Source organism: Anseongella ginsenosidimutans (genome assembly GCF_008033235.1).
Taxonomy (GTDB): Bacteria; Bacteroidota; Bacteroidia; order Sphingobacteriales; family Sphingobacteriaceae; genus Anseongella; species Anseongella ginsenosidimutans.
Window position 1 is genome coordinate 2,641,579 of the sequence record NZ_CP042432.1, and the last position, 20,183, is coordinate 2,661,761.

16 protein-coding genes and 2 CRISPR repeat arrays (1 of these 18 running past the window's edge) are annotated in these 20,183 nt (G+C 46.3%); of the genes, 9 read left to right on the plus strand and 7 right to left on the minus strand.

The window, feature by feature from the left end; translation table 11 throughout:
- Positions 1-793: a CRISPR direct-repeat array (repeat unit 46 nt; unit sequence ACTGTGGTAAATCTCGTGATTCTGATAATTGAAAGCAAATCACAAC) (it extends 850 nt beyond the left edge of the window).
- A gap of 208 nt (positions 794-1,001) precedes the next feature.
- A complete protein-coding gene (locus FRZ59_RS10865; protein ID WP_132130828.1) occupies positions 1,002-1,817 on the minus strand; it encodes an IS3 family transposase in 816 nt (271 codons plus the stop codon).
- Between the two features lie 14 nt (positions 1,818-1,831).
- Positions 1,832-2,113 carry a transposase gene (locus FRZ59_RS10870; RefSeq protein WP_132130829.1) on the minus strand — a complete coding sequence of 94 codons (282 nt, stop codon included), beginning with the start codon at positions 2,111-2,113 and terminating at the stop codon, positions 1,832-1,834.
- A gap of 72 nt (positions 2,114-2,185) precedes the next feature.
- A CRISPR array of direct repeats spans positions 2,186-4,052; the repeat unit is 46 nt; unit sequence ACTGTGGTAAATCTCGTGATTCTGATAATTGAAAGCAAATCACAAC.
- A gap of 392 nt (positions 4,053-4,444) precedes the next feature.
- Between FRZ59_RS10870 and FRZ59_RS10875 the strand changes: the two genes are divergently transcribed.
- Positions 4,445-5,788, plus strand: coding sequence for an SGNH/GDSL hydrolase family protein (locus tag FRZ59_RS10875; RefSeq protein ID WP_132130799.1), 1,344 nt, complete (start codon positions 4,445-4,447; stop codon positions 5,786-5,788).
- Here FRZ59_RS10875 and map read toward each other — a convergent pair.
- Positions 5,775-6,545 (minus strand): type I methionyl aminopeptidase, encoded by a 771-nt coding sequence (map, locus tag FRZ59_RS10880; protein ID WP_132130800.1) that lies wholly within the window; start codon positions 6,543-6,545, stop codon positions 5,775-5,777. The two genes, FRZ59_RS10875 and map, sit on opposite strands and share 14 nt — an antisense overlap.
- Positions 6,546-6,716: 171 nt before the next feature.
- Here map and FRZ59_RS10885 point away from each other — a divergent pair, with 171 nt between their 5' ends.
- Positions 6,717-9,152 (plus strand): ABC transporter permease, encoded by a 2,436-nt coding sequence (locus tag FRZ59_RS10885; protein WP_225975026.1) that lies wholly within the window; start codon positions 6,717-6,719, stop codon positions 9,150-9,152.
- 134 nt (positions 9,153-9,286) lie between these two features.
- Here FRZ59_RS10885 and istB read toward each other — a convergent pair whose 3' ends face one another.
- The 3 genes from istB to istA all read right to left on the minus strand — a co-directional run bounded on the left by istB (position 9,287) and on the right by istA (position 11,684).
- The gene (gene istB, locus FRZ59_RS10890) at positions 9,287-10,048 is read right to left on the minus strand and encodes an IS21-like element helper ATPase IstB (RefSeq protein ID WP_147698315.1); all 762 of its coding nucleotides are present in this window, start codon (positions 10,046-10,048) and stop codon (positions 9,287-9,289) included.
- Between the two features lie 80 nt (positions 10,049-10,128).
- Positions 10,129-10,710, minus strand: a complete 582-nt coding sequence (locus FRZ59_RS10895; protein WP_147698316.1) for a hypothetical protein — start codon at positions 10,708-10,710, stop codon at positions 10,129-10,131.
- The gene (gene istA, locus FRZ59_RS10900; protein ID WP_147698317.1) at positions 10,626-11,684 is read right to left on the minus strand and encodes an IS21 family transposase; all 1,059 of its coding nucleotides are present in this window, start codon (positions 11,682-11,684) and stop codon (positions 10,626-10,628) included. Before istA ends, FRZ59_RS10895 begins: the two co-directional genes overlap by 85 nt.
- A gap of 555 nt (positions 11,685-12,239) precedes the next feature.
- Here istA and FRZ59_RS10905 point away from each other — a divergent pair.
- From FRZ59_RS10905 to FRZ59_RS10925, 5 genes are all read left to right on the plus strand, one after another.
- Positions 12,240-12,725 carry a response regulator transcription factor gene (locus FRZ59_RS10905; protein ID WP_158640608.1) on the plus strand — a complete coding sequence of 162 codons (486 nt, stop codon included), beginning with the start codon at positions 12,240-12,242 and terminating at the stop codon, positions 12,723-12,725.
- The gene (locus FRZ59_RS10910) at positions 12,700-13,431 is read left to right on the plus strand and encodes a response regulator transcription factor (protein WP_132130688.1); all 732 of its coding nucleotides are present in this window, start codon (positions 12,700-12,702) and stop codon (positions 13,429-13,431) included. The genes FRZ59_RS10905 and FRZ59_RS10910 overlap by 26 nt, the downstream gene beginning before the upstream one ends.
- Before the next feature lie 114 nt (positions 13,432-13,545).
- A complete protein-coding gene (locus FRZ59_RS10915) occupies positions 13,546-14,049 on the plus strand; it encodes a hypothetical protein (RefSeq protein ID WP_132130687.1) in 504 nt (167 codons plus the stop codon).
- A gap of 249 nt (positions 14,050-14,298) precedes the next feature.
- Positions 14,299-16,698: an ABC transporter permease gene (locus FRZ59_RS10920; protein ID WP_132130686.1), complete on the plus strand. Its 2,400-nt coding sequence runs from the start codon at positions 14,299-14,301 to the stop codon at positions 16,696-16,698.
- Between the two features lie 125 nt (positions 16,699-16,823).
- Positions 16,824-17,390 (plus strand): hypothetical protein, encoded by a 567-nt coding sequence (locus FRZ59_RS10925; RefSeq protein ID WP_132130685.1) that lies wholly within the window; start codon positions 16,824-16,826, stop codon positions 17,388-17,390.
- Positions 17,391-17,478: 88 nt separating this feature from the next.
- Here FRZ59_RS10925 and FRZ59_RS10930 read toward each other — a convergent pair whose 3' ends face one another.
- Entirely contained in the window at positions 17,479-18,372 is an 894-nt protein-coding gene (locus FRZ59_RS10930; protein ID WP_132130684.1) for a helix-turn-helix domain-containing protein, read from the minus strand.
- A 342-nt stretch (positions 18,373-18,714) separates the two neighbouring features.
- Here FRZ59_RS10930 and FRZ59_RS10935 point away from each other — a divergent pair, with 342 nt between their 5' ends.
- Positions 18,715-19,167, plus strand: a complete 453-nt coding sequence (locus FRZ59_RS10935) for a nuclear transport factor 2 family protein (protein ID WP_132130683.1) — start codon at positions 18,715-18,717, stop codon at positions 19,165-19,167.
- Positions 19,168-19,187: 20 nt separating this feature from the next.
- A complete protein-coding gene (locus FRZ59_RS10940) occupies positions 19,188-20,177 on the plus strand; it encodes an SMP-30/gluconolactonase/LRE family protein (RefSeq protein ID WP_132130682.1) in 990 nt (329 codons plus the stop codon).
- Positions 20,178-20,183 lie beyond the last annotated feature (6 nt).

Genomic DNA, 20,183 nt, shown 5'->3' on the forward strand with positions numbered 1-20,183 from the left:
TCGTGATTCTGATAATTGAAAGCAAATCACAACTTTCGGCTTTGCCTCCGGGGCGGTTGTGCTACTGTGGTAAATCTCGTGATTCTGATAATTGAAAGCAAATCACAACGATGCGCCGGCAACGACCCGGCTTTGTGAGACTGTGGTAAATCTCGTGATTCTGATAATTGAAAGCAAATCACAACATTGATAATTATCTTAAAGAGTATGAGTAAACTGTGGTAAATCTCGTGATTCTGATAATTGAAAGCAAATCACAACACGTGAGTAAATATCGGGAAGCTGATGACTACTGTGGTAAATCTCGTGATTCTGATAATTGAAAGCAAATCACAACCCAATCCTACCCGATCTCCTTTGTTGAAAGACTGTGGTAAATCTCGTGATTCTGATAATTGAAAGCAAATCACAACAGGATGTACCATATATACAGATTTCCTTGCACTGTGGTAAATCTCGTGATTCTGATAATTGAAAGCAAATCACAACGGGATCCCGCTCCAAGGCAGAGTAGTATTTACTGTGGTAAATCTCGTGATTCTGATAATTGAAAGCAAATCACAACAGAGATAAGATCAAGCAGGGAGATATTGCAACTGTGGTAAATCTCGTGATTCTGATAATTGAAAGCAAATCACAACGTGTGATCGCCTATAAGCACTACTTCCTAAACTGTGGTAAATCTCGTGATTCTGATAATTGAAAGCAAATCACAACCCGGTATCGCCTGCCCTTGTTTAATTCTAGACTGTGGTAAATCTCGTGATTCTGATAATTGAAAGCAAATCACAACATCACATCAGAACTACCAGTGATTAACATTGAGATACTCCCCATTTTCAGGACCAATTTCTCTAAATCTTAATTGAATTTATAGTCATTTGTTGTTGTAGCGGTGTGGGGTTGTGGTAAACTCGGAGAGTTTTCCACAAATCCACGCCTTTTTTCTCTTTTGGTTCTTTTCTCTTTTTTGCCCATGATCTCCCATTTGTGGATAACTCTCATGCTGCTTTGCCCGTCAGGTACAAACTGGCTGGTTTTCTTCGTCCGATCCCTTGATGGGATTTATAAAAGTTATAACGGTGGAAAAAGGCACGAAGTCCTTGTTCCAGTTCCCATCCGTCCAGCGCCGGGTTCAGGTACACGTATTCGTACTTTACCGTACGCCACAGCCGCTCAATGAACACGTTGTCAATCGCTCTTCCTTTGCCGTCCATGCTGATCTTGATGCCCAGCTGCGGAAGAAGCGATATCCATTCCCGGCAGGTAAACTGGCTGCCTTGATCGGAATTAACGATCTCCGGTTTTCCGTGCCGCTTCACCGCTTCTTTTACCAGTGAACAGACCCACTCGGAGGTCATGCTGTTGGAAAGGCTCCAGGCCACCACAAAGCGGCTATGCAGGTCAATAATGGCGGCCAGGTACATGAACCCCTTTTTCATTGGGATGTACGTTATATCCACAGCCCACACCTGATTAGGGCGTTCGATCTTCAGGTTCCGAAGCAGGTAGGGCCGGATGTATTCGGCCTTGCCCAATTTGGTCAGTATACGCCGGGGATATTGCGCCCGGATGCCCATCTTGCGCATTAACCGCCGGATCCGCTTGTGATTCACCTGGAGGCCCTCATCCCGAAAGTAATCCTGCAATTGCAGCACGCCTTCGGTCGGGTATTGCAAATGACGCTCATCCATCCTCCGCATCAGCGCAAGGTTTTTTTCTCCTTCTCCGACCGGGGTGTAATAAATTCCGCTGCGGTGAAGTTCCAGCAACTCACACTGCCGGCGCACGCTCAATCGATGGGAAGGTGTGATCATCGCTCTACGATCGGTTAATGGAGCTTTTTCAAGCTTTTTTTTAAAAAGTCATTTTCCAGCTCCAGTTGGCCGATCTTAGCATACAGCCGGTCGGGATCCACCTGTTCTTCTTGATCCGCCTCTTTGTCAAACACGTGAGCGGACTTTTCCAGAAACTCCTGTTTCCACTTGCTGATCATTACCGCGTGAACTTCGAACCGCTGAGCCAATTCTGCCAGCGTTTCCTTTTCCTTCAGCGCTTCCAGCGCCACTTTGGCCTTGAAGGCCGAACTGAATTTTCTACGTTTTCCTTTCATTGTTACCACGAAGTTAGTTACTTATTTTTTTAACTTAACCAGTGGTCCTGATTTTGGGGAGTATTACACATTACTGTGGTAAATCTCGTGATTCTGATAATTGAAAGCAAATCACAACGTGAGCAAAGTACGGCTCTTTAGTACAGTCACTGTGGTAAATCTCGTGATTCTGATAATTGAAAGCAAATCACAACACTAAATGGCAAACCCGGACTTAACTGGATACTGTGGTAAATCTCGTGATTCTGATAATTGAAAGCAAATCACAACACTCCCCAACGGGCGCAGACACTTCAATATACTGTGGTAAATCTCGTGATTCTGATAATTGAAAGCAAATCACAACAGAGATAAGATCAAGCAGGGAGATATTGCAACTGTGGTAAATCTCGTGATTCTGATAATTGAAAGCAAATCACAACTAGATTTTTAAATGAAGTCGCTATCTGATCACTGTGGTAAATCTCGTGATTCTGATAATTGAAAGCAAATCACAACCAAGATCGGAGGGCTTTGGGCTTTCTGAAACTGTGGTAAATCTCGTGATTCTGATAATTGAAAGCAAATCACAACTGGTGCTTGGGATTTCCGCTATTACCACGACTGTGGTAAATCTCGTGATTCTGATAATTGAAAGCAAATCACAACCCATCCGTCAACGATTCCCTAAGCCCTGGAACTGTGGTAAATCTCGTGATTCTGATAATTGAAAGCAAATCACAACCAGGGGCAGTACGTTGTTTTTGTGGATGATACTGTGGTAAATCTCGTGATTCTGATAATTGAAAGCAAATCACAACGTGGCGAAGGTGTGTACAATAGGCTGGCACACTGTGGTAAATCTCGTGATTCTGATAATTGAAAGCAAATCACAACTTGCCGATTACGGCGCAGGCGAATACAGGGACTGTGGTAAATCTCGTGATTCTGATAATTGAAAGCAAATCACAACTACCCATTGTTTGCGAAATTCATGGGTTGGACTGTGGTAAATCTCGTGATTCTGATAATTGAAAGCAAATCACAACTACCCATTGTTTGCGAAATTCATGGGTTGGACTGTGGTAAATCTCGTGATTCTGATAATTGAAAGCAAATCACAACGTCAAGGGTATATGAAATGTAATTCCCCGCACTGTGGTAAATCTCGTGATTCTGATAATTGAAAGCAAATCACAACGGCGGGGTTAACCATACGTCCGTTTCCATCACTGTGGTAAATCTCGTGATTCTGATAATTGAAAGCAAATCACAACATGGAACCACTGTACTCTACTACTATACCTACTGTGGTAAATCTCGTGATTCTGATAATTGAAAGCAAATCACAACATCTGGCCGGGCTGAACAGCGTTTGCCTACACTGTGGTAAATCTCGTGATTCTGATAATTGAAAGCAAATCACAACAGGACGACCTGGGGGACGACAGCGTTGCCGACTGTGGTAAATCTCGTGATTCTGATAATTGAAAGCAAATCACAACGTAAGGCAATAGCTGAAACAAAATACCAGAACTGTGGTAAATCTCGTGATTCTGATAATTGAAAGCAAATCACAACCCTACGCAGGAAGGCATTGCGTATATAAATACTGTGGTAAATCTCGTGATTCTGATAATTGAAAGCAAATCACAACCCTACGCAGGAAGGCATTGCGTATATAAATACTGTGGTAAATCTCGTGATTCTGATAATTGAAAGCAAATCACAACATTTTCGGTTAAATCTCTGTTGGGGGGGGACTGTGGTAAATCTCGTGATTCTGATAATTGAAAGCAAATCACAACCGGGAATGTCGCGAAGTGAGCCTCTTTAAAACTGTGGTAAATCTCGTGATTCTGATAATTGAAAGCAAATCACAACTCGTCAGATGGGATAATTACCTCTGAAATCACTGTGGTAAATCTCGTCATTCTGAAAATTGAAAGCAAATCACAACGAACTGAACAACATCAAGGATCACCGTGGTTTATCTCATGATTCCAAAATTTGAGAGCAATTCACAACTTTTGCAGGCGCTGAACCTTCAGATCGATGACTGTGGTAAATATCGTGATTCTGGAAATGGAGGCAAATCACAACGCCGGGAATTGGAGCGGATATGAAAGCTGACTACACTAAGTTTCGTGATTTGGTAATTGAGGACAAATCACACGCTCCACGACTTATATGATATGCCTTTAAATTAAGCGTTTAACCCGTCAAAATCCCAACCGCCCCAAACCGAATGCAGTTTTCTCCGGAAAATTCCACAGAATCCAACACAATAAATTACTTTTATCATCCCGGACCGCGTGACAGGGGCTCGGTTTCTTAAAATCTGATAAACAAATGCAGTTAGCTTATTTCAAAAAGGTATTACTTTTTGCATTAACCGGCCTTCTTTCGGCCGTTGCGGACGGCCACGGGCTCCAAGGGCTTCGGGGATCGCACACACTCACGGAATCCTCACTCACAACCACCTTCAGGGAGCCAATCGCAAACGATACTAATCACCTAAAGATTGTTTATTTCGGGTCCTCTGTTCCGGCAGGGCAGGGGGCTACCAACCATAAAGGCTACACCAGTTTGTTTTCGGATATTCTGAAAAACAGGGCGTCGGAGGGTGGAAATGTATGGGAGACGGCCAATATCAGCATAGGCGGGGATAATACGATAAGGGTTTTGAAGCGGTATGAAACCGATTTGCTGCCTCAGAAAGGGGATTATGTTGTTTTTGCGTTGGCTTTGGGGAATGAAGGCATTCATGAACGTGGGCAGCCGGTGTTTGATCAGTTTGAAAGAAATATGAAGGTTCTCATAAAAAAGGCACGAGCTGATGGTTATGTTCCGGTGGTCACGAATAATTATACCCGGAACGACTATAATGAAAAGGATTACCGCTTCATAAAACAAATGAATATTCTGATCCACGGATGGGATGTGCCCAGCATTAATTTACTTGGCGCAATAGACGATCTTTCCGGGCATTGGGTGGATGGATTTTGGGATGATGGTTTCCATCCGAATGACGCGGGGCATGCGGAAATGTCTTATACCATTGTTCCTTCGTTGTTTGAGGCCCTGGAAAGCGGGAAGCCGATGCCGAAAAAGGTAGAAGGATCGTATATCCGGCTGACTAAAAGAAGGTCAGAAGGTAAATATCTCACATTTAAGCCTGAGCATATTGTGCATCCGTTTACGACGGCGATCAGTTTTAAGACAAGCGGGCCGGGAGTTTTGCTGCGGATGGAGGATGTTGACGGAACAGGGGTAGTTTCGGTCAATGATAAGGGGCGGCTTGTTTATTCGTCGGCTAAGTCGGGAGTCATTACCGGAACGGGTAAAGTTGATGACGGTCAATGGCACAAAGTCATTGTTTCGCATTATTATGCAAAGGGGCTTACCATGCTTTACTGCGATAGCACGCTGCAGGGAACGGTAGAAGAAAGGCTGGTAACTACGGGCGTTAAGATAGGGGGAGCCGGTATTCCTAAAAAACTGGCTTATAAGGACTGGTTGTTTTACCGGTCGGGCATGAACCAGGATGAAATCAGTTGCCTTGCAAAAGATGCCTTACTGAAGTCCAGCCTGGAATTATATGCGCCGCTGGATGGAAAAGGGGTTAGTGTTTCCGATCCTTTGGTTAATCTTGCGCAAAGCATGAATGTCATCCGGGAGGTCAGCAGGCGTTAAATATTCCGTTCATTTCGGTTAGTATCATAGGCTTTCCATCGGTAACAACGATCGTATGCTCATGCTGCGCCATATGGCCTCCCTTGTTGCCAACCATGGTCCATCCGTCGTTGCGTTCCACGGCGTAGGTAGATGATGTGGATATAAACGTTTCGATAGCTACCACCGAATTCTTTTTGAATCTCCTCTGGTCAAGACAGTTCCGGTAGTTTAACAATTCTTCAGGGGCTTCATGAAGGCTGCGGCCAATCCCATGCCCGCCTAGGTTTTTAATAACCTTGTAGCCGCGTTTCCTAGCCTCTGTTTCCATAAGGTGGCCAATATCGGCTATTTTTGTTCCTCCCTTTATATGGCTGATTGCCTTATGCAGGATCTCTTTTGAAGCATCAACTAATTTTTGATGTTGATTGATATCTTCCCCAAGTACAAAGGACCCTCCATTGTCGGCCCAGAACCCGTCAAGCTCGGCGGAAACATCAATGTTTACCAGGTCGCCCTCTTTTAAAATGCGCTTTCGCCGGGGAATACCGTGACAAAACTCATCACCAACGCTTATGCATGTCCAGCCCGGGAATCCGTAAGCCAGATACGGCGCTGATCTTGCGCCAAAGCCGGAAAGGACCTTGGCGCCAAAGTTATCCAGCTCCTTCGTACTCATGCCCGGCCGTGCGTGATTGACCATTTCCTTTAATGTGCAGGCAACGGCTTCGCTTGCTTTCTGCATTCCCAATAATTCGGATTCTTTCGTGATTGACATATTTTCCTTTTAGGGGTCCCCGGAGTTTGGCTTTGTTGCCGCTGTCTGAGTGCAAAGTTAGATAAAATACCTGACGGCGCTGTATGTCCGCGTGCGAACGCCTATGTTCGGAATCGGACACCTTATGACGAAACGAACCACTTTGATATGCCGTATAGCAAAATTTCAGGTATGGCAGCGTTCTTGTGTTTCAACGCCAAACACGGAACCATGCTTCGGAATTACTTTAAGATCGCTCTGCGGAATCTATGGAAACACCGGGTGTTTTCTTTTATCAATATCACCGGCCTGGCCGTTGGTATGACGGCTTGTTTTCTCATTTTTCTGTACGTAAGCTTTGAATCAAGCTATGATAGCTTCCATCAGAAGGGCGACCGGATTTATCGCCTGGTCAGCGATCTGAAAATACCCACCGGAAGAAATAGTTTTGGAACTGTTCCATGGCCTGTGGGCCCGGCGATCAAAAACGATTTTCCCGAGGTGGAGTCTTTTGTCCGCATGCTTTCAGAGGACCTGGTGCTGACTAAAGGAAACGTGAAATTTGAAGAAGCGAACGTGCTGTATGCAGATTCGGCTTTCTTCCAGGTATTTGATTTTAAATTGCTGAATGGAAACTTTCGGACAGCGCTAAAAGATCCCTTCAGCATCGTGCTTTCCCGCCGTGCGGCAAAGAAGTATTTCGGGAATGAGGATCCTCTCGGGCAAACGTTAACCCTTCCCAGAAATGATACGGTGCTGACCGCGAGCGTGACGGGAATTATGGAAAACATGCCGGAAAACTCCCAGATACAAGCGGATATACTGGTCTCGGCGTCTACATTGACCCAATTTTTGTTCCCCTGGCTGGACGAACAGTGGGGAGGTATTGGCTGCAGCACGTACTTATTATTAAAGCCTGGCGCCAATGCCGGGGCTTTAAAAGCAAAATTTCCGGCATTTCTGGATAGAAAAGCCGGTGAGCAGGCGGAGGCCCGGCAGAGCGAACGCAGTTTGCAGCTTGAACCCCTCAAAGAGGTGTACTTGCATTCCAGGTACGCAGGGCCAGGTATGGAAATGGGTAACATACAAAATATACGAATATTTTCGCTGGTTGCCGTTCTCATCATGCTGATCGCCTGTTTTAACTTTATAAACCTGACTACTGCGCGGGCGGCTGAACGGGCCAGGGAAGTTGGTGTGAGGAAAGCTGTCGGGGCCGTTAAAAAGCACCTGGTCCTGCAGTTCATCGTGGAGTCTGTTTTGTTATGTTTAATGGCCTTTGTATTAACGCTCATTCTTTCGATGCTGCTTATACCGGCCTTTAATCACCTGGCAGGTAAAACCATTACGCCGGGCCTGTTTGCCAGTGGCGGAGTGATCCTGATCGTATTTCTGGCGGCGATCGGGGTCGGGTTACTGGCAGGGCTTTATCCGGCCCTGGTACTTTCTTCTTTCCGTCCTGTAGGTGTATTGAAAGGGCGGTTTGTGGCAAACACGAAGGGGATTTTATTCAGAAAGGGGATGGTAGTAGCGCAATTTACCATTTCCCTGATGCTGATCATCGCCACAATTGTCGTTTACAGGCAACTGCACTACATGCGCAGCCAGGACCTGGGCTTTCGTAAAGACCAGATGATGGTTATCAAAACATACAGCAACCCTGCCATAGAGGCTTTTAATCAGTCAATCGAAAGGTTATCCGGGGTGAATTCAACTACCTTTTCTTCCTCTGCCCCGGGGGATCGTAATCCGCGGGCTAACTCGGAAATAGAAAATACACAAGGCGATTTGCAGCCCCTGGACCTGGATGCATACTTTGTGGATTTCGACTACATGCATCAATATGAAATGGAAATGGCGGCAGGCCGGCCCTTTTCCCGGAACTTTGGGACGGATTCCGCGCAAGCCCTGATCCTCAATGAAGCAGCCGTTCGGCTATTAGGTTATACTTCTCCTGAGCAGATCATAGGTAAACGTTTCCGGCAATGGGACAAGAATGGCAAAGTCATCGGAGTAGTAAAGGATTTTCACGTCCGTTCCCTGCAGGACAAAATAACTCCCTTGTCCATAGGCATCGACCCGACGTTGAACCGCTTTCTTCTTTCCGTGGATGTACGGGGGGCTAACCTGTCTGCTACGATCACGGCCATTGAAAAAGAATGGCAGAAATTTATCCCCGATTATCCATTCAGCTACGAATTCCTGGACGCCGCCTTTGACCAGCAATATCGAAGTGAGGAAAGGTTCGGAAATATCTTCTCTTATTTTACCATGCTGGCCATTTTTATTTCCTGTCTTGGACTGCTGGGACTCGCCTCTTATACTGCGCTGCAGCGGACTAAGGAAATTGGTATCCGCAAAGTTATGGGTGCGTCAGTTGCCAGTATATTGGCACTGCTTTCCAGGGATTTTGTGAAGCTGATCGCTATCTCCATCCTTATTGCAGTACCGGTGGCCTGGTATGCCATGAGCAATTGGCTTGAAGGATTTGCCTATCGCGTTAACGTAGAATGGTGGGTGCTGTCCCTGGCTAGTCTATTGTTAATACTGATCGCGCTGCTGACCATCAGTTTCCAGTCGGTAAAAGCCGCGCTGATGAATCCGTTGAAGAGCTTAAAATCTGAATAAGGACGTTTTTCACCTGGAAAGTTGTAATCGGTAAATAGAAGTGCAGAGTTTTTGGCAATTTAGAATACACAGTTTCGGCAACAATGGGTGCAGAGAAATGGCAACAATGGTGCAGAACCGTGTGCAAATGTATATCAGTTGTCTGAGTTATCAAAGAACGATTTCCTATTTTTCATACGGTAGCTATCTCCTGATAGCTTGATGATCTCACACCGGTACAGCATCCTGTCGAGCAAAGCGGTTGCAATGACTTCGTCATCAAGCATTTTAGCCCATTCCGCGGGTGCTTTGTTGGTGGTAATGATGATGGAAGCGGATTCATAGATCTGGTTGATGAAATTGAAGAAAGCAACAGCGGTTTCCTTATTCAGCGGGAATAGCATGATATCATCGATGACGATCAGGTTGGCCTTCATGAGCCTTCGGTATTCGGTATTTTGGGAAGGTACGGCGTCCTTTGTCTGCAGGGTATGGACGATGTCCTGCATGGTCCTGAAATAGGCGCTGTACCCGGCTCGGACCGCATCCAGGCATAGTCCGGAAGCAATCCGTGTTTTCCCTACTCCGGATGGCCCCATTAGCACGATATTGAAGAGCTGGTCGACCCAGTTCAGCTCACGGAGCTGGCCCATTCTTTTGGGGGGAAACCCGATATCCACGGAGGTGTCGAAGTGGTCAAGGTCAACCCCTTTTGGCAGCCCGGCAGTTTTCAGGCGTTTGAGTTCATCGCGCTGGGTGCGGTGTGCCGCTTCGGCCTTTAGCAGCTGCAGGGTGAAGGTGGCGTAGCCCATGTTGTTTTTTTCTGCCGCCTGCACGGCCTGGTCCAATGCGGGATATAGGGCCCCGAGCCTGAACTGTTCGCATAACTGTTTGATTTCCTGTTTTACTGATTCCATTTTTGTGTTTTTGTGTTATTGATAATTGACATCCTGTTGGTTTGCCGGCCGGGGTCCCTTGCCCCAGCCGGAGGGGCTTTTCAGAATTTTTCCAGCAGGTCATCGTAGTCGGCGATATCGCTCCTGTCGGGCTGGATATCGGCCCCGGCGATCCTGCCACCGCCCAGGGGGTTCATCCGTATCACCTTGGTTTCACGCTTCTTCGATTGACCCTGCAGTTTTGCCGACACGGCCTTGAAGTCGGCAGCGCCATTGATTCCGTGTGCCACGCAGTATTCCAGGGTAGCGGCAGTGACCTGCAGCTCTAGTGTACTTACCGTTTCTACCAAAGACTGGACCTGATCGCGGATGTACCGGGGTTTGCTGTCTTTGACTATTTTAATCCATGCCAGGGCCGCATCGTGGTCGGGCATCATGGCGGCAAAGCTTTCCATCATTTCTGCGATGGCCGTGCTTTTGTCGCGCTTGTGGTCGGTAAGGATGATTTTCTGTCCTTTCAGCGGGGAGATCCTATGCACACACAAGAGATTGCCCTGTACTCCCAGCACGGTGATCCCTTCAGCGGAGGGCTTTATGGTTACGGTAGTTCCGGGCCCCTTGTAGGTACCCAGCGGGACACTGTACAGGTTGCTCTTCCAGCTGATGGTATTGTCGCGCCGCACGGCATGCACGGGATATTCCGGCGGTGGTATGGCCACCGGGTACCAGGGGAGAGGAAGGCTTGTTCGGTATCCAGTTCTTCACGCGGTACTTTGCCCGTGGTGCCGTGTGGCAGGTTGTTGGCCGTGCGGTGTAGCCAGGCCACCGTCTGGTCATTCAATGTCTCCAGATCCCGATAATAGCGGTTATACAGGAAGTTACGTTTGACATACTTAACCACGTTCTCCACCTTACCCTTGCTCTCGGGATCGGCCTTGCGGCAGAACCAGGTATTGATGCCCCGTTGGCGTACATAGGACCTGAACGCTCCGGTAAGAATGATATCCCCCAGGTTTTCCGAGACCATCATCAGCCGGTCCTGATCGTAGACCACTTCCCGCGGAACGCCGCCCGTGAATTCAAAGGCCCGCTCGTGGGCATACACCAGCAGCTCGCAGGTGAAAGGAGAGTCTGAGAATATTACGTATTTGTGGCGCGAACGGGACAATACGAATGTAAAGAACTGGACTTTCTTTATTTTGCCCGTGGTGGTCCGCATGTTGTAGAACCCGAAGTCGGCCTGCCCCTGCTGTCCGTAGGGAAGCTCCTCCACGGCCATGTACTCCCGCACCGGGTCGGTACGCGGGATGTTGTGTTTGTCCCGCACGTACTGGACAAAATTAAAAACGGTTTTCTGGCTTACCCGCGGAAATCCGGCATGGTACTCCTTCAGCCAGTCGTGCAGCTGCGCGGCCGGTGTTTCCGGATGAAGTGACAGCTTTTCCCTGACGAAACCCTCGTAGGCATCAAGCACCTTCTCCCGCGTGCGGCCTCTCTCAAGCTCTTGGGTAAAGGTCCGCTCATCCATGGACAGCATCCGCTTGACCGTACGCCAGTTCAGCCCCAGCTCCATTGAAATCCGGCTGATCGAATGACCCTCACGGGACATTTTATGAATGTGATGGTACAGCATAATTTTGCTCAGATAATAATTCATTGTTCGCTTTGCTTTTTTGAGAAGCAAAGTTGCTTTATTCAAACCGGGGCATACCCCGGTTGAACACTTATCCCTGAAATTATTCTGCACCCATTGTTACCGAAATTCTGTATTTATTGTTGCCGATTACTCTGCACTCTTATTTTCCATTCTCTCTGCACTTCTACTTACCGATTACAAAAGTACTTGTCTGTTCGCGCAGCGTGGCCTAAAGCTCGCTAATGGGACCGATGTATTTCCGGGCCATGACCAAATTGGAGAATTTGATATGGTGTGACTCGCCGTCCGGCGTTGTGTCGTCAAAAAACTGGATCCAGATATAGTTAGCATAAATGGATTTACCGCTAAATCGAATTTTTTATTACTTTGTAAGTTCATAAGAGTAAGTTTAAAATTAGTATGATTGATACCGCCGCCGGTTTGCTGACCAATGTGGAAAATCTTTTTCCCGATCAACTTACTGTTTACAAGTTGGATATACTGGAAAAGCCTGTTGCGCCGGGGAGGTCTTCGCTCTTGCATCAGCATTTCGGTGACGGCCTTTCAGCGGAAAAGATGAAAGAATTGATTTGGGAAATCGCTTTATTTCTGCGGGATAAAGAAGAGTCGTCTACCTATTGCTTTTTTTATCGGAAGGAAGGCACTGGGGCGGAAGCAGATTGGTTCCTTGCTTCCGCGAAACTTAATGCCTGCAGCAAGGGTTTCCCTGAAGAGATTGTTGTCGTTTCCTACAACCTGCAGCTTTTGGGAGATCAAAAGAATCGGATTTACAGGGTTCTTAATAATGGTGATTTTTTCAAGAAGCACTTTTCAAAGGTTGCGGCCCTTACCAAAAGGGAAAAGGAAGTTGTTAGACTTCTGGCCGCCGGCATGAATAGTTCGGAAATTGCCGGAACACTGTGTGTTTCTATGCATACGGTGCAGGCTCATCGCAAAAATATTATTAAGAAACTTGATATCCGGAACTTTGCCGGACTGCTGAAATTTGCAGAAGTATTTGATTTAATGTCACCAAATGAGCATGAATGCCCGGTTAACTGACCAGGAGATAGCTGATACGAACAGCCGGCAAACTTTTTCGCTTGCCGCGAAAATACACAAAGGCGAATTCACCATAGAATCCGTGGGCGATTATTTGCCGGGAAATGTGCTGGTAACCGACCTGAGTAAACCTGGTACGGTTTATATGAACAAGAGAGGCTGCAGCCATCTTAAACATTCTGTGGAAGAGCTTCAGGCATTGGGACCCGCTTATTTTCAGCAATTCTTTGTCCCGGACGAGATTGGTATGGTCATCCGGAACTACGGTAAAATGTACCAGCGGCAGGACATGACGGCCGGTTTTAACTTTGTACACCGGGTAAAGCACCCGGACGAAAAGTTCTACAAATGGCATTTTGCGTCGGCCAGGCTGCTTTTCGCGCCCGGAAAAGAACATACTGATAAAATAGTACTTATTGTAAACGAGGTTCATTCTGCCGAATCCATCACAAAGAAAATCAATAGTGCGCTGGACGAAAGCGACTGGATGAAAAAGAATTTTCTAAAATTCTGCCGCCTTACCAGACGCGAAAAGGATATCATCGCCCTGATAGTAGACGGTAACAGTACTGCGGATATTGCTGATTTTTTCTGCATTTCACAACTAACTGTAAAGACTCACCGCAAAAATTTATTAAGTAAACTGGAAGTAAACAGCTTTGCAGAACTGTATAAATTTGCGCTGACTTACGGCCTGGTGCGTTAAATGCATTACACCTAAAGGTCATTTGTCCGTTCAGCGAAAAAGCCTTTGGAAATCATTTGTAGCGTTATAGCTGTCTCACTCCGTAATTAACATTATAACCTTAAATCACCGTTTATGAATAACCGGCCTTTACTTATTTTGATGCTCCTAATATCTTGTTTTCATGTCAGCTGCCAGAAGGATAAAGCCGTCCCTTGCGAAAAAGTGCTGAATGATGGCCCTACGGAAATGGTCGGCATTCTCGTTGTCGATGAAGAGACGGGCGAAAGCATCATCCTTGCCCACGATCTTGACTCAACCGACGTGAAGGTGACCTCGGTGAACGACGGGAAGCCTTACAAGGACTATCAAATCGCCAATGCTATAGACGATCGCTTGATGAGAGGGGCAGTGATTTTTTATGCGCCGAAGCAGGAAGGTGTTTATCTCTACGAACTCCGGGTGGGCGATCACGGTAGGGTAAAATTTTCATATACCGTTAGCCGGGTCGGGACGGGTGATGCCTGCCGCCCGTACGTTTATCCGGTTAGCGAGGTAAAAATTATTGACCGGCCGTCTGAGCCGATAGAACATTCAATGCTGCCCGAGCAGTTGACCTTGCTCCAGGTCGCCTTGTAGGCCGGTTGATGCAGAGCGGTTCCGGATCCCGGCTTCCTGGTAATAGCCGGTACCTTCGGTAATAAGCAGGATTTACCCACCTGAAGGAATAAGCCGGGGTTTCGCTTAATGAATACCAAAATGTTCGGACATGGACGCGCTAACGTTCGAAATCGGACATTTTTCAAGAAGCAATGGGCATTGAGAGACCATATAAGGGTGAGTATAGTATGGCAGCTTTCTTGCGGTCTGGTGGAAAACTGCTAAGCCATGCTAAGGAACTATCTCAAGATCGCCTTTCGTAATCTGTGGAAGCACCGGCTATTTTCCATTATCAATATTACAGGGTTGGCTGTCGGGATGACGGCCTGTTTTCTCATCTTTTTATATGTAAGCTTTGAATTAAGCTACGACAAGTTTCACTCCAAGGCCGATCGCATTTATCGTCTGGTATGTAATATTAAGACCCCTACGGAAACTATAGATAATTTCAGTAATACCGGATGGGCTATGGCGCCGAATATCCAAAGCGGTCTTCCTGAAGTAGAATCTTTTGTACGATTAAAAGAGGACGATGTCTTGGTGAGAAAAGGCACGCTGAAGTTCCAGGAAAAAAACGCCGTGTGGGCGGATTCCGCTTTCTTTCGTGTATTTGATTTTAAGTTGCTAAGCGGCCATGCTGGCACGGTGTTAAAAGAGCCTTTCAGCATCGTGCTTACACAAAGCGCGGCCAAAAAGTATTTTGGGAATGAAGATCCTGTCGGACAAACTTTAACACTTCCCAGAAATGATATGACCATTACCGCGACAGTTACCGGTCTTATGCAGGATATTCCGGAAAACTCGCAGATAAAAGGGGACATATTGATATCCATGTCCTCGCGGAAAGCCTTTAGCCCCGGTGAAGACGAACAGTGGAATAATTTGCAGGCTATCTCCTATCTTTTACTAAAGCCTGGTGCTAGTGCCAGTACTTTAGAAGCAAAATTTCCGGCATTTCTCGAAGACCGAAGGGGCGATATCATGAGGCACGAGCAGATGTTTTTCAGTTTATTCCTGGAACCACTCAAAGACATCTATCTGCATTCTAACCGGGTATCTTTTGAAGGCAAAACCGAAACCGGAAGCATGCGAAATGTGTATGTATTTTCCAGCGTTGCCCTCCTTATTTTACTGATCGCCTGTTTTAACTTTATCAATCTCACAACAGCTCGCGCTTCCCAGCGAGCCAGGGAAGTCGGTGTACGGAAAGTCGTTGGGGCCGTCAAAAAAAACCTTTCCTTACAATTTATAGGAGAATCTGTTCTGATGTGTTTAATGGCCTATGTGCTGGCGGTAATTTTATCCGCTTTACTCTTGCCGGTATTCAACTACCTGGCAGGAAAAGCCGTTGCACAAAACTTGTTTGAAAATCCCTTTTCCCTGCTGATCCTCTTGTTGGGAGCTATTGGAATAGGAATATTGGCTGGATTTTATCCGGCTTGGGTACTGGCATCTTTTAAACCTGTAACGGTGTTAAAGGGGCGTTTTGTAACAAGTGCTAAGGGGATTATGCTAAGGCGGGGATTGGTGGTCGCCCAGTTTGCCATATCCCTGATATTGATTGCTTCCACGATAATCGTTTACAAGCAACTGACTTATATGCGCACCCAGGATCTGGGCTTCAGGAAAGATCACACGATGGTCATTGATTCGTATTCTGATCCCGCCCGGTATGCTTTTAAGGAAGCGATTGACGGCCTGTCCGGCGTTCAATCCACTACTATTTCTTCTCACGTTCCCGGAGGAGATCACAGCGGTTATTACGCTGAAATTGAGAACAGGCAGGGGGATATGCAGGTTACCACTTTTGAGGTATACTTGGTGGATTTTGATTTTATTTCTCAATACCAGGTGAAAATGGCTGCCGGCCGGCAATTCTCGAGAAACTTTGCTACTGACTCTACCCAGGCTATGATCCTGAATGAAGCAGCTGCGGACATGTTGGGGTACCGTTCCCCGGAGGAAGCGTTAGGCGGACGCTTCAATCAGAATGGAAGAGTAGGTAAGATTATTGGGGTAGTGAAAGACTTTCATTATCACTCCTTGCGGGAGAAGATCCAGCCCTTGACCATGCGTATCGAGCCCAATGAATGGAAACTTATTTCCGTAAAGGTGTCAGCTGCGGATTTGCCTGCCACCATTGCCGCTATTGAAAATGCATGGAACGCACTCATACCGGCCCGGCCCTTCACCTACCGCTTTTTAGACACCTCTTTTGATAATCAATATCGTGGCGAGGAACGTTTCGGAAGGCTATTTCTCAACTTTGCTATCCTCGCTATTTTTATTTCCTGCCTGGGTCTGCTGGGACTGGCATCTTATACCACCTTGCAGCGTACGAAAGAGATTGGGATCCGAAAAGTGATGGGAGCCTCGGTGGCCAGCGTGGTTACACTACTTTCCAAGGATTTTATTAAGCTGGTGGGGATCGCCATCCTCATTGCCGTACCCCTGGTATTGTATGCCATGCGGCAATGGTTAGAAGGTTTCGCTTACCAGACAGCCATCGCATGGTGGGTGTTTGTCCTGGCTGGATTGCTGGCTCTGGTAGTTGCATTGCTAACCATTGGCTTCCAATCCGTCAGAGCCGCGCTGATGAACCCGGTGAAGTCATTGAGGTCGGAGTAAGGGCCCGTTCTCTTTTGTCCCTTATGTGTGGAAGTCAGGTTGCGATGCGCTGATCGTGCGTTTTGGAAGTTGTCATGTCCTAAAATTATGACGAAATTTGTATTTTACCGAAAAACAGTATCGTAATGGAACTAAAATATATTGCAATCCTTCCATTCCTGTTATTCTGTAATACGTGTTTCTCTCAGGAAAATACAAAACAGGCTGGATACTTTAATATTACGGAAGTTGGATATATTAAAGGCATGTCAGCGAGTTATTCCGGGAGTAAGGGTTATAAAGCCCCAAGTGCCGGAAGCCTGCGCACGATAAATGGCGTTTTTCTTTCACCTGAATGGTCATTAGGCATTGGAATCGGATTGGATGGCTATAACAAGTCTCACGATGAAGGTCTCTTCAGACAATATCACAATACAGCGCCCGTATTTTTTGATGCTCGTTACTATATTGACAATAGCCCGAATACGCCTTTGGTCTTCACGGATATCGGATATTCTTTGAGCTGGGGTGATAACTTTGACAAAGGATTGATGCTAAACATCGGAGGAGGGTATAAATTTTTCCCCGGTAGCAAAACCTGTCTTATTGCCGCACTCGGCTATAATTTGCAGCAGATCGAGGGCGCTGTCAATGCAGCGTCGGACAATCTGAATCTGCATTCAGCAAGCCTGCATGTTGGGTTTCTTTTTTAAGAATGTTTCCTGCATTTATACGTATCCTGACGTTATTTAGGTCGCTAATCCGAAAAAGGTGACCTGGACATTGGTTGTACCTCAAATACTAATTCAAGTTCCGGTACTCATTTGGGGTATATCCAACACGTTGCTTGAACAACCTGGTGAAATGTTGCGGGTATTTGAACCCTAGTTCGTATGCAATCTCGCTGATAGATGTTTGTGTGCCAAAAACCTTATCCTTTGCTATTTCGATAATTTTATTCTGGATATATTCCTGCGCTGATTTTCCGGTCTCTTTTTTTATCAGGTCACCAAAATAGTTCGATGACAAGTGAAGTGCATCGGCAAAATAAGCAACAGAAGGCAAGCCTATGCTATAGGGCTTTTCGGAGGTGAAATAGTTATTCAATTGTGTTTCGAATTTTTCCAATATCCCTTTGTTGGCATTCTCCCGGGTGATAAACTGCCGATCATAGAACCTCTCACAGTAATTCAGGAACAACTCTATGTTGGAGACGATCAGCTGCCTGGTGTGCTTGTCGATACTACGCTTCAATTCATATTGGATCTTTTCAAAACAGTCCAGGATAGTCTTCCGTTCGTACTCTGATAGATGCAATGCTTCATTGACCGCGTAGGAAAAAAAGGTGTAGTCTGCCATTTTCTTTCCAAGCGCCGTGCCGAGCAGTAAATCGGGATGAAAAACCAGGGCTATCCCCTGGGGCTGGTAATATTCATCTTTGTTTTCGCCTATTACCTGGCCGGGTGCAAGAAATATCAGCGTGCCTTCCTCGTAATCATAATTATTCAAGCCATAGCGGAGATCCCCGCAGTATATTTTTTTAAAGAATACGGTATAAAAATCATATTGCAGGCGTCGGAGCCTGCGCGGTTCTGCTTTATCCAGATCAACAATGCTTACCAGGGGATGCAGGGTCTCGTTATTATTGAATACATTGTATTCATGTATGGTATGAAAATTAACAATATCCTCCATGACGTTATTTCTTTGATATACACAAATGTACGGAATGAGGGCACTTCTTTTTCATCCCGGCCGCGCAAACAGTAATAATGGTAGTAAAAGCAGTAATTCATATACAAATCTGGTAGCGAACAATATCGACCTTTGTACGAAAGGCGGGATATCCCGGGCATCTGCCATGCAGAGTCGGAAAATAAACACCTGTTAATATGAAGAAACGAATGAAGTTTATGGGAGCATTGACATTCTTATTGGCCGCTGTCTTTTACCAGAACAATGGGCCCGGGCCGATAAAAACTGATTAAAGCACTCTGAAGGATTAAGCCTTTATATAACCCATAAATAATAATACAAATGAGAGCATCAATTATCGGACTGTTTTTAGTCCTCATCAGCACACAATGGTCCTTCGCGCAAAATTCCGCCACGGAACAGGAAATTAAGGATCTCTCAAAAATGAAATGGGAATGGATGGCAGAGAAAGATGTAGACAAGCTTGCTAAATTGTTCCATGAGAGGTCAAAATTTGTCCATATGAGTGGAACCTGGAAGAAGGCCGAGGAACTTGATATCATTAAAACCGGAAGAATTTGGTATAAGAAAGCCGATGTCCACGATGTTGCAGTAGAAGTTTTTGACGATACTGCCATTCTCTGGAACCGCATCACGCTGCAGGCCGTAGTTCGGGGCAATGAGGTGTCGAATGAATTTACGGTAACCGAAGTCTATCAACAACAAGGGAGCGGCTGGAAATTGTTAGCCTTAACATTCAGCAGCGTACGGGACACCCATACCATTGAGCATTAGTAGGACTAAATAATAAAGTTATGCAAAAAAGAAAGCTGGGAAAGATCCTTACCCTTATGATGGCCGTAAGCATCTTCAGTAATCCGGTATTTGCCCAGGAGCAGGAAACAGAACCCTATCCTGTCGGGAATCCTCTTTCATCCAACGTAAAAGTATATGGAGGCATCTACGGGGCGGAGAGTTGTTCGTACGACGCAGCGCGCGGTGTCATTGTGGTGCCAAACCGTGGCGCGCCGCAGAACGTCCGAACCAACGATGCCTGGATTTCCTTCATCAATCACGACGGATCCGTACATACGCTGCGATGGATCGGCATTCAGCATGCTGATGGACGAAAAACCCTGTCACCTCCTCTTGTATTAAATGAGCCGTTTGGCAGTGACATCGTGAATGACGTATTGTATGTCGCTGATCGTGATGGCGGTACCGCTAATGATGATCCAAGTGTTGCCGTCATTCGTCAATTTGACATGAAGTCCGGCAAGCCTCTGAAGGAATTTCGAATTGAAGATTCTCCATGGGTCAATGACATCGAAGTTAGGGAAGGCGGTACCATTTACGCTACACAGACTGGCGATTTTTTTGGTGAGGACCCCAACCCTGAAACATGGAAGGTTTGGAAGATTACACCCGATGGGAAAGCAACTGTTTTTGTACAAGGGGAGCCGCTCAATGCACCCAATGGTATTGCCTTCGATCCTGAAGGAAATATTGTAGTTGCTAATTTTGGAAACGCCGAGGTGCTGACCTTTTCAGAAGACGGGAAATTGTTGAAAACAGAATCTGCTGCTCAGCCAGGAAGTGACGGCCTTGTTATCATGCCGGACGGCACGAAGTATGTCTGCAGCGTTACGCAGGGAGGAGTATCCCGCATTCGTCCTGGTGAATCCGCCGAGCTGATCGCTAACAACATTCCGAATGCAGCTTCAATGTGTTACGATGCAGGAGCAAATCAGCTGGTAATTCCGATGAATTCGAGCAACAGCCTGGCATTTATACCACTCGACTGATCTTTA

Excerpts from the sequence above, each read along its gene's own strand:
- FRZ59_RS10865 (WP_132130828.1), bottom strand. The coding sequence starts at position 1,817 with ATGATCACACCTTCCCATCGATTGAGCGTGCGCCGGCAGTGTGAGTTG.
- FRZ59_RS10870 (WP_132130829.1), bottom strand. The coding sequence starts at position 2,113 with ATGAAAGGAAAACGTAGAAAATTCAGTTCGGCCTTCAAGGCCAAAGTG.
- FRZ59_RS10875 (WP_132130799.1), top strand. The coding sequence starts at position 4,445 with ATGCAGTTAGCTTATTTCAAAAAGGTATTACTTTTTGCATTAACCGGC.
- map (WP_132130800.1), bottom strand. The coding sequence starts at position 6,545 with ATGTCAATCACGAAAGAATCCGAATTATTGGGAATGCAGAAAGCAAGC.
- FRZ59_RS10885 (WP_225975026.1), top strand. The coding sequence starts at position 6,717 with ATGGCAGCGTTCTTGTGTTTCAACGCCAAACACGGAACCATGCTTCGG.
- istB (WP_147698315.1), bottom strand. The coding sequence starts at position 10,048 with ATGGAATCAGTAAAACAGGAAATCAAACAGTTATGCGAACAGTTCAGG.
- istA (WP_147698317.1), bottom strand. The coding sequence starts at position 11,684 with ATGAATTATTATCTGAGCAAAATTATGCTGTACCATCACATTCATAAA.
- FRZ59_RS10905 (WP_158640608.1), top strand. The coding sequence starts at position 12,240 with ATGAAAGAATTGATTTGGGAAATCGCTTTATTTCTGCGGGATAAAGAA.
- FRZ59_RS10910 (WP_132130688.1), top strand. The coding sequence starts at position 12,700 with ATGAGCATGAATGCCCGGTTAACTGACCAGGAGATAGCTGATACGAAC.
- FRZ59_RS10915 (WP_132130687.1), top strand. The coding sequence starts at position 13,546 with ATGAATAACCGGCCTTTACTTATTTTGATGCTCCTAATATCTTGTTTT.
- FRZ59_RS10920 (WP_132130686.1), top strand. The coding sequence starts at position 14,299 with ATGCTAAGGAACTATCTCAAGATCGCCTTTCGTAATCTGTGGAAGCAC.
- FRZ59_RS10925 (WP_132130685.1), top strand. The coding sequence starts at position 16,824 with ATGGAACTAAAATATATTGCAATCCTTCCATTCCTGTTATTCTGTAAT.
- FRZ59_RS10930 (WP_132130684.1), bottom strand. The coding sequence starts at position 18,372 with ATGGAGGATATTGTTAATTTTCATACCATACATGAATACAATGTATTC.
- FRZ59_RS10935 (WP_132130683.1), top strand. The coding sequence starts at position 18,715 with ATGAGAGCATCAATTATCGGACTGTTTTTAGTCCTCATCAGCACACAA.
- FRZ59_RS10940 (WP_132130682.1), top strand. The coding sequence starts at position 19,188 with ATGCAAAAAAGAAAGCTGGGAAAGATCCTTACCCTTATGATGGCCGTA.